The organism is Flavobacterium circumlabens (genome assembly GCF_004345565.1).
GTDB classification, from domain to species: Bacteria; Bacteroidota; Bacteroidia; order Flavobacteriales; family Flavobacteriaceae; genus Flavobacterium; species Flavobacterium circumlabens.
In genome coordinates, this window is record NZ_SLWA01000002.1 from 438,711 (window position 1) to 452,696 (window position 13,986).

Sequence of the window (13,986 nt, forward strand, 5' to 3'; positions counted from 1 at the left end):
ATTTTAAAAAATTAGTGAAAATTTGTGTAATTCGTGGCAAAAAAACATAACCACAGAAGACATTTTAAATATTAATTTAAGAAATTAGCGCAAATTAAAATTGTCACAAAATTGGTAACAAGAATCAATTACAAACTTTGTGACTTTGAGCCTTCGTGGCAAAGAAACCATAACTATGAAAAATATTGCAACGCTTACCCAGGAAGCAATTAGTTTATTAAAAAACCTTATCGAAACCCCTTCATTTTCAAGTGAAGAAGATCAAACCGCACTTTTAATAGAAAATTGGTTCCATCAAAATGAAATTCCTTTCAAGAGAGAAAACAATAATGTGTGGGCTTTCAACAAACATTTTAAGGAGAGTAAACCAACGCTTTTACTGAATTCACATCACGATACCGTAAGACCCAATCAGGCTTATACCAACGATCCGTTTAAGGCAATCGAAAAAGACGGCAAATTATTCGGATTAGGAAGTAATGATGCGGGAGGCTGTCTGGTTTCGTTACTGGCCACGTTTGTATATTTTTATGACAACGAAAATTTACCATATAATATAGTAGTAGTAGCCTCCGCAGAGGAAGAGAGCAGTGGTAAAAGTGGTTTAAACAGCGTTTTGCAGCATTTACCGGAACTGGACTGTGCCATTGTAGGGGAGCCAACTTTAATGCAGCTCGCTGTTGCCGAAAAGGGATTATTGGTTCTGGATGTAAAAGTAAAAGGAACGGCAAGTCACGCCGCACATCAGAACGACGATAATGCTTTATACAAATCAATTCCGGTAATGGAGTGGTTTGAAAATTATAAATTCGATAAAATATCCGAGGTTTTAGGACCCGTTAAAATGACCGTAACGCAAATTAGTGCCGGAAAACAGCACAATGTCGTGCCGTCAGAATGTGATTTAGTGGTTGATATTCGGGTAACGGACTGTTATTCGAATACTGAAATCCTTGACGTTGTTAAAGCAAATGTAAATGCTGAAGTTACGCCAAGATCAATGCATTTAAACGCTTCCTCAATTCCGGTTGCGCACGGTTTAGTTCAGGCCGGAATCGATTTAGGAAGAACGACTTATGGGTCGCCAACCCTTTCCGATCAGTCGGTTTTGAGTTGTCAGTCTTTAAAATTGGGACCTGGAGAAACCTTGCGGTCGCATTCGGCAGATGAATTTATTTTTATCAATGAAATTGAAGAAGGAGTCGATTTGTATATCAAAATACTAACCGATTTCTTTAAATTATAATAGTAATCAGGAGCTAATCCCGCTATCCGTTCCAATCTTTTATTTTTTAAAGAAAAAAATAAAAGGATTTCCACTGCTATCGGGGCTAGAAAACCAAAAGTATAAACAACAACATTTAGGAATAATTAGAAAATAAGATCCAAAAATCTAATAGTCTAAAGAGTCTAAATAGCTAAAAATCTAAGAAGTCTAAAAATCTAAGTTATGAAACTTTGGGAAAAAGGAATACCAACAGACAAGCAAATCGAACATTTCACTGTGGGAAACGATAGAGATCTCGATTTGGTGCTGGCAAAATATGATGCCTTAGGATCTATTGCACACGCAAAAATGCTGGGTCAGATCGGATTGCTAACTTCAGAAGAAACGGATTCTTTAGTGGAGGCATTACATGAAATCATCGAAGATATTGCAAAAGGAAACTTCATAATAGAAGACAGCTTTGAAGATGTGCACTCTAAAATCGAATATTTATTAACGGTAAAACTGGGAGATGCCGGAAAAAAAATTCATACCGCCCGTTCGCGTAACGATCAGGTTTTGGTGGATGTTCATTTGTATTTAAAAGACGAAGTAAAAGCCCTAAAAGAGCAGGTAAAAACACTTTTTGATTTGCTGATGGAATCCGCAGAAAAACACCAGAATGTATTATTACCGGGTTATACACATTTGCAAATTGCAATGCCTTCCTCTTTCGGAATGTGGTTTTCTGCATACGCCGAAAGCCTGATTGACGATATCACCATGCTGAATGCAGCGGGCAGGATTGTAGATCAAAATCCATTGGGTTCAGCTGCAGGTTACGGAAGTTCGTTTCCAATCAACAGAACATTTACCACTCAGGAATTGGGTTTTGAAACTTTAAAATTCAATGCTGTTGCCGCTCAGATGAGCCGTGGAAAAGCTGAGAAAACAGTAGCTTTTGCCATGAGCAGTGTAGCTGCAACCTTATCAAAATTTGCCATGGACGTTTGTCTGTATATGAGTCAGAACTTTGATTTTATTGGTTTACCATCACATCTTACCACAGGTTCCAGCATTATGCCACACAAGAAAAACCCGGATGTTTTTGAATTAATCAGAGGGAAATGCAATAAAATTCAGGCTTTGCCTTACGAAATTACTTTAATCACAAATAATCTTCCAAGTGGGTACCACAGGGATTTGCAGCTTTTAAAAGAAGGTCTTTTTCCGGCTATTCAAAACTTAAAAGCGTGTTTGGATATCGCTATTTTTTCCATAAAAGATATTACTGTAAAACAGCATATTTTAGAAGATAAAAAATACGATTATTTGTTCACCGTAGATACTTTAAACGAAATGGTTGTGGCCGGAATGCCATTTAGAGATGCCTACAAAGCGGTGGCGGAACAACTGGAAGAAGGAACCTATACCTCTCCAAAAGAAACTAAACATACACACGAAGGCAGTATTAATAATTTGTGTCTGGATGCCATAAAACTTAAAATGCTTAACAGCTATTAGTGGATTCATTTCTTTAAGAAAATTATTGAAAACTACTTTAGTAGTTGTTGCATTTAAAAATATAAAATGCGTTATGATTTCATAACGCATTTTTTTTGAATAAATCCTTTTTATTTAAGGCAGAAAATCCATGCTAAATACATACATTTGAGTATCAGTTATCTTAAAATAAGACTATGGCAAAATTTGAAGAACAGGCAACTCAAACTCTTTTTGAGAAAAATTTCATTACCGAAGAACAACTGGTTCAGATAAAAAATTATCGAAGTTCAGGTATTTTTTCATTAAATGCGGAATTAAAAATGTTTCTGTATTTAGGAGTTTTGCTTTTTACATCCGGAATCGGAATCCTGATTTATCAAAACATTGACACGATCGGACATATTGCAATTTTGTCTTTGTTGCTTATTGTTATAGTAATCTGTTTTTATTTTTGTTTTAAGAATTCAAAAGGATTTCAGAAATCAGAAACGGCTTTTGAAAGTCCTGTTTTAGAATATCTGGTACTTGCTGCGAATATCCTGACGTGTATTTTTATAGGTTATCTGCAATTTCAATACAAACCTTTCGGCACGCATTATGGTCTGGCAACATTGGTTCCGACGCTGGTGAGTTTCTTTTGCGCGTATTATTTTGACAATAAAAGTGTATTGACGATCGCGATTACAGGTTTGACAGCGTATGTCGGTTTTTCGGTAACACCGCAGGATTTGCTTAAAAACGATTTCTATTCACATCAGGATTTAAGTTATTCTGCCGTCATATTAGGAGGTTTATTAATACTATGGACAATTTATAGTTCAAGAATTCAACTAAAAACACACTTTAATCTCATCTACCTGACATTTGCACTGCACATGATCAGTATCGCTTCCATTAGCAATTTGGTTAACGAACATAAGGGAATTTGGTTTGCTTTTTCTATTATTCTGGCCGGATCCAGTTTTTATTTTTATAAAATCAGCCATGAAGTAAAGGCAATATCCTTGTTTGTTTTTATGATTATCTATGCTTACATCGGAATAAATATCTTTATTTTCAGGATTTTCGAAAATATAGACTTTTCAGATATTTGGGTCTTATTTGTTATGGTTATCCCTGCCTATTTCATTGGTTCCATAATTCTGTTTATCAAATTAATTAAGAACTTCAATAAAGAAATCGCCGAATGATACTATTAAATAAGAGTAAGTTAAAAAATTCAGCTTTAATTGATGAAGCAGATTCATTAAAAAACGCAGGCTTTATAGGAAAAGAGCAGCTTGACTTTATAAAAAAAGAACTTCCTGTGCTTAACAGTCATAATAATATTCTCGTACGTATCGGTTTCTTTTTGTTAGGTTCCTTTTTGTATTCGTCTTTGTGTGGTGTGGTTTCCCTTTTGGGTCTTTCGGGAATGGATGAGAGCTGGAAAATATTTCCCTATCTGTTTGCAATAATCGGTGTTGTGGGATCTGAAATTCTCACCAAACAGGATTATCACAATCACGGCCTGGATGATGCTTTTATCTTAGGTTTGCAGTTGAATATTGGTTTTGCTGTGGGAGTTTCGACAGATGGTGATAATATATTGGCCATTACAATTGCTGTGACAATCGCTTCCATTATATCGTATTTGCGTTATGTACATTTGCTCTCCGCATTGGTTTTTTACCTCGCCTTTACGGCAACGTTAGGATATGCTATATTTGATTTTCTGGAAGCAGGACAGGCAATTTTGCCCTTCTTTATGATGTTCTACGGCATAGGAACGTATTACTTTTGCCGAAGACTTATAAGTAAACTCGACGAACCATTCTATTATAAGGGAATTGTTTTAATAAAAAATATGAGTTTAATCCTGCTGTATTTTTCGGGAAATTACTTAGTGGTTCGGGAATTTTCAGCAAGCCTGGCCGATACTTATTATGAAGTAAGTCCTGAAATTCCGTTTGCATTTTTCTTTTGGATATTTACATTTGGTATTCCGGTTTTATACTTGTTTTTTGCTTTAAAAAACAAAGACCGGATCATGCTGTGGATTAGTTTTGCCGCGGTTGCTTTTTCCTTCTACAGCTTCAGGTTTTATTATTCGGTTTTACCAATAGAAATTGCATTAACACTCGGAGGCTTGGTTTTATTTGCCATAGCATTTTTATCCATCAGAAAATTAAAACACAAAGAAACCGGATTAACATTTAAACCGGACAGAATAGCCAATTCAAATGCCTTTTTAAATGCCGAAGCACTACTTATCGCTTCAACATTTGGAATGAAACCAGAAGTAAAATCACCGGAATCCCCAATGGAATTTGGAGGAGGAGGTTTTAGCGGAGGAGGATCTGAAGGGAATTTTTGATTTTTTTCAGGAGTTAAGAGTTATGAGCTATAAGTTATAAGTTAGAATTGAACCATAAACTATAAACCATAAATCCTAAACTACAAAAAAAGTAAAACCCTGAACTGCAAAATTCAGGGTTTTACTTTTTTTGTTTCTATTTCTATTTCTATTTCGTACTCCTAACTCATGACTAATAACTCATAACTTCCCCCACCTTTCCTAAACTTTAGCTTTCAAAGCTTCAGCATCAATATCACTGTGGGAAACGTTGTAAACGGCCTTACCGTTTTTGATTAAAATCAATTGAGGTGATTCGTGATAGACGTTAAATCGGTTGGCGATTTCATTAGACACATCACGGTGTTCAATTAAATCCAAAAAGAAAGCATCAACTGTTTCCTTCAGATCATACTCTCTTTCAAATTGTTTCAAAGCCATCCGGCTAATGCTGCATCTTGTACTGTGTTTAAAAATTACAACAGGCTTAACATTAGAAAGGGTTTGTATATCTTCTAACTGTGCTAAATTTGTAAGAGGAATCCAGTTTACTTTGCTTTTTTGTGAATCAGATTTTTCTGAATCTCCGAAGATTGAATTTAAAAAACTCATATTTTGACTGTTTTTATGACTTTTTGGCATTTGTTATTGGTGAATTCTCAACTTTTAACGCCATTATGTCTGTATTTTTACTATGGACTATAATTTGAATAGATAGTAGCAAAGTTATATCATTTAAAATTAAATTTTGATGTAATAAAATCAAATTTTGATGATATCGAATTTTTAGAATTAAAATAAGAAACCTAAATCATACCAATCATGAACATAAATAAATTTACAACTAAATCTCAGGAAGCGATTCAGCTGTCACAGCAGTTGGCGCAACGATACGGGCAACAGCAAATCGAAAACGAACACATTCTAAAGGCTATTTTTGAAGTGGACGAAAATGTGGCCCCCTTTATTTTGAAAAAACTCAATGTAAACGTACCCTTGTTTCTGCAGATTTTAGATTCAACCATTCAAAGCTTTCCTAAAGTTTCAGGAGGAGATATTGTGCTTTCAAGAGACGCAAAAAAAGCATTGAATGAAGCTGAAATCATTGCCCAGAAAATGAACGATGAATACGTTTCGATCGAGCATTTAATTTTGGCAATTTTTGATTCAAAAAGTAAAGTGTCCCAGATTTTAAAAGATCAGGGAGTTACGGGAAAAGCATTAAAAGCAACTATAGAGGAACTTAGAAAAGGAGAAAGAGTGACTTCGGCATCCGCGGAGGAAAATTATAATTCGTTAAATAAATACGCTAAAAACCTGAACGAATTAGCGCGTACCGGAAAACTGGATCCCGTTATCGGCCGTGATGAAGAAATCCGACGCGTGTTACAGATCCTGACCCGCAGAACCAAAAACAATCCAATGTTAGTAGGTGAACCCGGAGTGGGTAAAACAGCCATAGCAGAAGGTCTGGCGCATAGAATTGTAGATGGCGATGTGCCTGAAAACCTGAAAGACAAAATTGTTTTCTCTCTGGATATGGGGGCATTGATTGCCGGCGCCAAATACAAAGGAGAATTTGAAGAAAGATTAAAATCGGTAGTAAAAGAAGTGACTGCCGCAGAAGGTGATATTGTTTTATTTATCGATGAGATTCACACGCTGGTTGGAGCGGGCGGAGGAGAAGGCGCGATGGATGCTGCTAACATTTTAAAACCGGCTTTGGCTCGTGGAGAATTGAGAGCAATTGGAGCAACAACCTTAGATGAATACCAGAAATATTTTGAAAAAGACAAAGCTTTAGAGCGTCGTTTTCAAAAGATTTTAATTGATGAACCGGATACCGAAAGCGCGATTTCAATTTTGCGCGGTATCAAGGAGAAGTACGAAACACATCATAAAGTTCAGATAAAAGACGAAGCTATTATCGCAGCGGTAGAACTTTCGCAGCGTTATATTACCAATCGTTTCCTACCGGACAAAGCAATTGATTTAATGGATGAAGCGGCTTCCAAATTACGCATGGAAATCAATTCAAAACCGGAAGAACTAGATGTGCTGGATCGTAAAATTATGCAGCTTGAAATCGAAATTGAAGCCATAAAACGCGAAAAAGAAGAGAGCAAGCTTAAGATTTTAAGAATGGATCTTGCCAACCTGAAAGAGGAACGAAATGAAATCTACACCAAATGGAAATCTGAAAAAGATGTCGTAGATGGGGTTCAGGCTGTAAAATTAGAAATAGAAGATTTCAAGCATGAAGCAGAACGTGCGGAACGTGAAGGAGATTACGGAAAAGTAGCTGAAATCCGTTACGGAAAAATCAAGGAAGCACAAGAACGTCTGGATGTTTTAGTAAAACAATTGCAGGAATACCAATCCGGTAATTCTTTGATTAAAGAAGAAGTAACGCGCGAAGATATTGCTGAAGTAGTCGCAAAATGGACTGGTATTCCGGTAATGAAAATGCTTCAGACCGAAAGAGAAAAGCTGTTGCATCTGGAGGATGAATTACACAAACGAGTGGTAGGTCAGGAAGAAGCGATTGAAGCCGTAAGTGATGCTGTTAGAAGAAGCCGTGCCGGTTTGCAGGATATGAAAAAACCTGTTGGGACATTCTTGTTTTTAGGAACTACCGGAGTGGGGAAAACAGAGCTTGCAAAAGCTTTGGCGGAATATCTATTTGACGATGAAAATGCCATGACCCGTATTGATATGAGTGAATACCAGGAACGCCACAGTGTGAGTCGTTTGGTAGGAGCGCCTCCGGGATATGTGGGTTACGATGAAGGAGGACAATTGACAGAAGCGGTACGCAGAAAACCTTATTCCGTGATTTTGCTGGATGAGATCGAAAAAGCACATCCGGATACCTTCAATATTTTATTGCAGGTTTTAGATGAAGGCCGACTAACCGATAATAAAGGGCGTCTGGCTGATTTTAAAAATACCATTATCATTATGACGTCCAATATGGGAAGTCAGATTATTCAGGAGAAATTCGATAATAGGAAAGGCGGAATCGAAGCTGCTACAGAAGCTGCAAAAGTGGAAGTTTTAGGTTTACTGAAACAAACTGTACGTCCCGAATTTATAAATCGTATCGATGAAATTGTATTGTTTACACCTTTAACGATAGAAAATATTTCGAGAATTGTGAGCTTACAACTTAAGAGTGTAACCAAAATGCTGGCCTTACAAGGTATTGCAATGGATGCCACTCCCGAAGCAATTAAATATCTGTCAGATAAAGGTTATGATACTCAATTTGGGGCAAGGCCGGTAAAACGTGTTATCCAGAGAGAGGTATTGAATCAGTTGTCGAAAGAAATTCTGTCCAACACTATTACAACCGATAGTATCATTTTAATTGATGCTTTCGACGGAAAACTGGTTTTCAGAAACCAGACCCATAAAGTTTAATGATTTTGTTTAGTTAATTATTAAATTGGGGAAGCATCAGCTGAAAGGCTGGTGCTTTTTTTTTTAAAGTTTGAAATCCGTGAATAATGAAACTTTTTTGAAAAGTAATATAAATCAAATTAAAAATTAAGTACAGAAATTTACGAATAACTTAAAACAAAAAATCATGAACAATATTTTTAGAGGATTAATAGCAGGTTATGGTGCGAAAAAATTAGGAGGGGGATGCTTCGGTACTATCTTTGTCTTTGTAATTATCTGGTTGCTATTAGGACAGTGCAGCTAATTTTTTAGGAAAAAATTGATAAAAAAGTAGTAGATTCGCGTACGTAAAAAATAAATAACGTTAATTAAATTAGGTTCTGAAATCCAGTTAATTACGTAATTCATAAAATAAAAAAATATAATGGCATCAGGTTTTTTCGTACTATTAGATGATATCGCAGCAATCATGGATGATGTTGCCGTAATGAGCAAAGTAGCAGCAAAGAAAACTGCGGGTATTTTGGGTGATGATTTAGCCGTTAATGCCGAAAAAGCTTCAGGATTTGCTTCTTCAAGGGAACTTCCCGTTTTATGGGCAATTAGCAAAGGGTCACTTCTTAACAAAATCATTATTCTGCCAATTGCGTTTCTTTTAAGCGCCTTTTTTCCCATTGCAATCATTGTGATTTTAGTGCTTGGAGGCCTTTTCCTGGCGTATGAAGGTGCAGAAAAAATATACGAATTTATATTTCCCCACGAACACGCTTCAGAAGGAATAACTGAAGAAACACTCACAGAGGAAGAAATTCTGGCTATCGAAAAAGATAAAATAAAATCAGCTATTGTGACCGACTTTATTCTGTCGGTAGAAATAGTAATCATTGCTTTAGGAACCGTAATTGATAAACCTATTTCATCACAGATTGCAGTAGTTTCAATCGTTGCGCTGATTGCAACCATTGGTGTTTACGGGATTGTAGCCATAATCGTGAGAATGGATGAAGTAGGGTTTAAGATGATTCAGCACAGTAAAAAAGAAAAAAGTCTTTTGAAAACTATAGGAAACATACTGGTACAGGCGCTTCCAATAGTTATTAAAGCGTTAACAGTGATCGGTACAATCGCTTTACTTCTTGTCTCCGGAGGTTTATTTGTTCATAATATTGAATTTTTACATCATTTATTACCGCAATTTCCTTCCATTTTAAAAGAATTTATAATTGGACTGGTAGCCGGATTTATAGTTTTGGGAATTGTAAATCTTTTCAAAAAAATCTTCGGAAAGAAAGCACATTAATTAAATCATATTCAGACAATATCAGGACATCAGCTGCAAAGCTGGTGTTTTTTTTATACTTTTTTTTCAAGAATAAAAATTTGGTAACCAGTTGTTTACTATTTTGTTTTCGTTATTTAACATTTTTTGTAAGCAACCTTATGAATGTATTCCCCTCTTCATAATAAAATAACAAACAAATATTTATTATGAAAAAGTTTAGATTAAAATCAGTTTTATTAGTATTATTCTCGTTAACATTATTTGCATCCTGTGATAGTGATGATGACAAAACACCTGATCCTGTAAAGGAAACTGTAAAAAATGCTTTGGCAACTGAAGTAACGGGACCTGCAACCGGAAAAGTAAACACAGAACTTAGTTATGAGGTTACTTTTTTACCGGACAACTCTTGTGGAGAGCTTAACAAATTTACAGAAGCAACCATTGGTACCGTAAAAGGTTTACAGGTAGAAGTAAAATATCCTGAGGTTTGTACGCAACAGGTTCCGACCCCTAAAAAAGCAGTTTATAAATTTAAATCGGCAGAAAAAGGAACTTTCGAAATTAAATTCAAAAAATCAGAAACTGAATTTATAATTCAGAAAGTGGTTATTGATTAATTCACTTTAACCCTTTAAAAACGAAAGCTAATTAGTTAAGTTCTATTAAATAATTTCATCATTATTTTCAATTAAACACCAGTCTCAGATTGGTGTTTTTATTTGTAAGATGTTTTAATTACATCAATTTTTCTGATCTAATTAAAATTGTACTCATTCATGATAAATTATTATATTATAAGTTTAAAGTTGATTTATTTGTATGAAATAATAGGTTAATTTAAAAATAGTTTTGGTTATGTTAATTGTTTATTTTTGCGATATATTTCAAACCCTTAATCTCTTATGATAAAACCTTTACACTATTGCATAATTGCTTTTTTCTCATTTTTTTGCTTTACTTCAAATATAATTTCTCAAAATAATTGGAAATTATTAAATCCTACCCCTTCTTATAAAACCGGTAAGGAAATTAAATTTATATCTGAAAGTACCGGATTTATCTTAAACGATAATGAAATATTAGAGACTGTCGATTCTGGTATAAGCTGGAAAAAGAAGCAAAATATTAATAGCGGTAATGATTTGAAATTTTATAATAATTTAGGTTATATTGTAGGTAAAGATGGCTATATATTAAAATCACTTGATTCCGGTACTTCATGGACACAAGTGAATACAGGATTTGTAGCTAATTTTAACACTGTAACTATCGTTAATGAAACAATAATCATTATTTCAAGTTCAAATAGTATTATTAAATCACTAGATGGAGGTAGTACCTGGATAAGTTTAAATATCCCCAATGTAACCGTTAATAAAACTTTTTTTACGACATCGCTAATTGGACACGCAGCATGCAATAACGGAACAATGCTTAAAACAATTGATGGCGGAGTTAATTGGTATTCAACCATGACTTCTAATAGTACTCCCTCTAATTTTTTTACCGTTTATTTTATCAATCAAAATGTTGGTTTTGCAACCCGTGAACATCATGATCTTTATAAAACAACAGATGGTGGAGAAACCTGGACAGAAATCCCCGCAATTTCTGATGCTATATATACATTTTCGTTTTTAAATGAAAATGTTGGTTATGCAGCAGGAGATCACGGAGTAATTTTTAAAACAACAGATGGCGGTCTTACATGGGATTGGGCAGGATTTCAAATTGGACGTATATATAATACTAGTATTTACGGGATTCACTTTGTAGATGATAACATAGGATTTGCTACCGGTGCCAGAGGCAGAATTATTAAAACAACAGACGGTGGTAAAACATGGACTGAAAATTCTCCAACTTACAACGATATTAACAACTTACAATTTTTAACAAATGAAACAGGTTTTGCTCAATCGGGAAATTCATTTTTTAAAACAACAGATTCAGGTAAAAGCTGGAATAGTGTGGGTTCAATAGATTATGATAGATATTCTTATATAGCTACATTCAAATTTTTGAATGAAAATTTAGGTTATGCTGTTTCTGGAGGTACATATGGAGGTTATGTTTTTAAAACATTAGACGGAGGAGTTACATGGAATGCATTAAATGATGGATTTAGAATAATTGATGAAGGAGCTAATTCCTTATCCCTTTTTGATGAAAACACAGTTGTGATTTCCGGAGGATATAATCGGCCAAAAGTAATAAAAACAACAGATGGAGGAAAAAATTGGGTAGAACTTTCAAGTTCTAGTTTTATTAAAATCCAATTTTTAGATGAAAATATTGGTTATGCACATAACTATTATGATAAGAAAATATATAAAACAATTGACGGAGGAACTAATTGGACTGTTGTATTTACAGCTGAGGAAGACATAAAATCAATAGATTTTCTGGATAAAGATAATGGTTATATAGCAGGTTCTAACGGTTTGATTTTAAAAACAAAAAATGGAGGAATAGATTGGAAAAAGCTTACCATTCCTTATGAATATTATACTTATATTAAGTTTTATTCTAAAAATGTCGGATATCTTTTTGATGAAGATGGTAAATTGTATAAAACTGAAAATGGTGGTAACAGCTGGAAAAACATATATACTTTGCCATCAGGATTTACCAGCAATAGTATTACAATTGTTGGGAAAGATATTTATTTATCCGGAGAATATGGTAAAATATTAAAAAGTGAAGTAGATTTTGAACCATTCAATTTGCAATTAAATCCGGCCGAAAATATTCTTAGCCGTACTGCAGTTTTATCTGGAAGTGTAAGTGTGAATAAAGATTATTTTGATAACGCCCGTCTTGAATATTTTAATTCTGCTGTAATACATAAACAGGATATTTCTACAAATACAATAAATCCTGGTACATCAATAGATTTTTCTTTGCCAGTATCAGATCTCGATCCTGATTCAACCTACTATTATAGAATTGTAGCAACTCGTGATAATGTATCTTACTATAGTGACCTGAAAATTTTTAACACAAAGGAAGATTATTTGATAACAATAAATACCATCAATAATGTTTCTTCAAATAAGGCAGAAATTATTGGAAGCATAACATCTTATAAATATGATATTACCGATGTTGAATATCAATATAGTCCCGAGCAAAATTTTTCAAAATATGATATTCTCAATAATAGTGTAATTGTCAAAGGAAATACAACTGAAAATATAGCCGGAACTTTATCTGATTTAAAACCAAAAACTATTTATTACGTAAGGCTTAAGGCAAAGTATGAAGGAAAGGAAATTTATAGTCAAATCAGTTCTTTTGTCACCCTATCGGAATATGAAATAAACTTATATTATCCATCTGTAGTAAATAATGATGTAACATTATCAGCTTATGTAATTACAAATAGTAAGGATATAAGCAATATCGTTTTTGAGTACGGAGTTTTAAATTATGAAAATACTATTGCTGCAAATATAGATTTGGTTTCAGCTGGTTCTTCAGGATATGTATCAGCATTGTTAGCTAATTTAGATCCTGATAAAATATACTTCTATAGATTAAAAGCGCTCACCGGAGGAAATATAATTTATAGTCGGGAAGGAGTTTTTAATACTTCTAAAAAGATACTTCTAAAGGCAGGAAACGTAATCGAAAATAACAGCTCAATTAAATTAACAGGATATGTAAATTCTATTGGAGGATATGTAACTAATATTGAATTTGAATATGGCACAACTGAAAGTTTAGGATCAACACTTAAAACCAATCCCAATTATGCGTACGGGAATAGTACCTATACATTTAGTGCGGATTTAGATAATCCTTTAAAAGGGGAAAAATACTATTATAGAATTAAAGGTATTGATGCAAATAATAATAATATTTTGTATTCAGATATAATGTCGTTTACTACTCAATCTTTAGGAGTTGAAACCCCTACTTTAAACAATAATGTATTTTTATATCCTAATCCAACTAATGGAGTTATTAATATTGATTTGCCAAATAATAAAAATGTTATTTCAATTATTGTTGTTGATGAATTAGGAAAAATGTTTAACTATGACCATAATGTAAAATCTGGGAATCTGCAAAAAATTGATCTTTCAGGAAAATCTACCGGCATATATTATATTAAAATAAGAACAGATGATAATTAGTAATTAATAAAAAGGTAATTCTTAGATAAAACACAGTTAGATAAGATAATCTAAATTAGATTTTATAAATCCCTCTAAAAATTACTATTTTTGCACTCTAAATTTT

The 13,986-nt window shown here is 33.9% G+C and carries 9 protein-coding genes; 8 read left to right on the forward strand and 1 reads right to left on the reverse strand.

Going from position 1 to position 13,986, the window contains the following annotated elements:
* The first annotated feature begins 175 nt into the window (after window positions 1–175).
* The 4 genes from EV142_RS06440 (at window position 176) to EV142_RS06455 (ending at window position 5,069) form a co-directional block, all read left to right on the forward strand.
* Window positions 176–1,246: a M20 family metallo-hydrolase gene (locus EV142_RS06440; protein ID WP_132033662.1), complete on the forward strand. Its 1,071-nt coding sequence runs from the start codon at window positions 176–178 to the stop codon at window positions 1,244–1,246.
* A gap of 204 nt (window positions 1,247–1,450) precedes the next feature.
* Window positions 1,451–2,731 carry an argininosuccinate lyase gene (gene argH / locus EV142_RS06445; protein ID WP_132033664.1) on the forward strand — a complete coding sequence of 427 codons (1,281 nt, stop codon included), beginning with the start codon at window positions 1,451–1,453 and terminating at the stop codon, window positions 2,729–2,731.
* A gap of 176 nt (window positions 2,732–2,907) precedes the next feature.
* Complete coding sequence (locus tag EV142_RS06450) at window positions 2,908–3,903, forward strand: DUF2157 domain-containing protein (RefSeq protein WP_132033666.1); 996 nt, start codon at window positions 2,908–2,910, stop codon at window positions 3,901–3,903.
* The gene (locus EV142_RS06455) at window positions 3,900–5,069 is read left to right on the forward strand and encodes a hypothetical protein (RefSeq protein WP_132033668.1); all 1,170 of its coding nucleotides are present in this window, start codon (window positions 3,900–3,902) and stop codon (window positions 5,067–5,069) included. The genes EV142_RS06450 and EV142_RS06455 overlap by 4 nt, the downstream gene beginning before the upstream one ends.
* A 201-nt stretch (window positions 5,070–5,270) precedes the next feature.
* Here the strand turns inward: EV142_RS06455 and ytxJ are convergent, their stop codons facing one another.
* On the reverse strand, window positions 5,271–5,660 hold the full coding sequence (gene ytxJ / locus EV142_RS06460; protein WP_132033670.1) for a bacillithiol system redox-active protein YtxJ: 390 nt from the start codon (window positions 5,658–5,660) through the stop codon (window positions 5,271–5,273).
* Between the two features lie 210 nt (window positions 5,661–5,870).
* Between ytxJ and clpB the strand changes: the two genes are divergently transcribed.
* The 4 genes from clpB (at window position 5,871) to EV142_RS06480 (ending at window position 13,880) form a co-directional block, all read left to right on the forward strand.
* Window positions 5,871–8,471 (forward strand): ATP-dependent chaperone ClpB, encoded by a 2,601-nt coding sequence (clpB, locus tag EV142_RS06465; RefSeq protein ID WP_132033672.1) that lies wholly within the window; start codon window positions 5,871–5,873, stop codon window positions 8,469–8,471.
* A gap of 406 nt (window positions 8,472–8,877) precedes the next feature.
* The gene (locus EV142_RS06470) at window positions 8,878–9,753 is read left to right on the forward strand and encodes a DUF808 domain-containing protein (protein ID WP_132033674.1); all 876 of its coding nucleotides are present in this window, start codon (window positions 8,878–8,880) and stop codon (window positions 9,751–9,753) included.
* A gap of 188 nt (window positions 9,754–9,941) precedes the next feature.
* Window positions 9,942–10,355, forward strand: coding sequence for a hypothetical protein (locus EV142_RS06475; RefSeq protein ID WP_132033676.1), 414 nt, complete (start codon window positions 9,942–9,944; stop codon window positions 10,353–10,355).
* 285 nt (window positions 10,356–10,640) lie between these two features.
* Window positions 10,641–13,880 (forward strand): T9SS type A sorting domain-containing protein, encoded by a 3,240-nt coding sequence (locus EV142_RS06480; RefSeq protein ID WP_132033678.1) that lies wholly within the window; start codon window positions 10,641–10,643, stop codon window positions 13,878–13,880.
* Window positions 13,881–13,986: the final 106 nt, after the last annotated feature.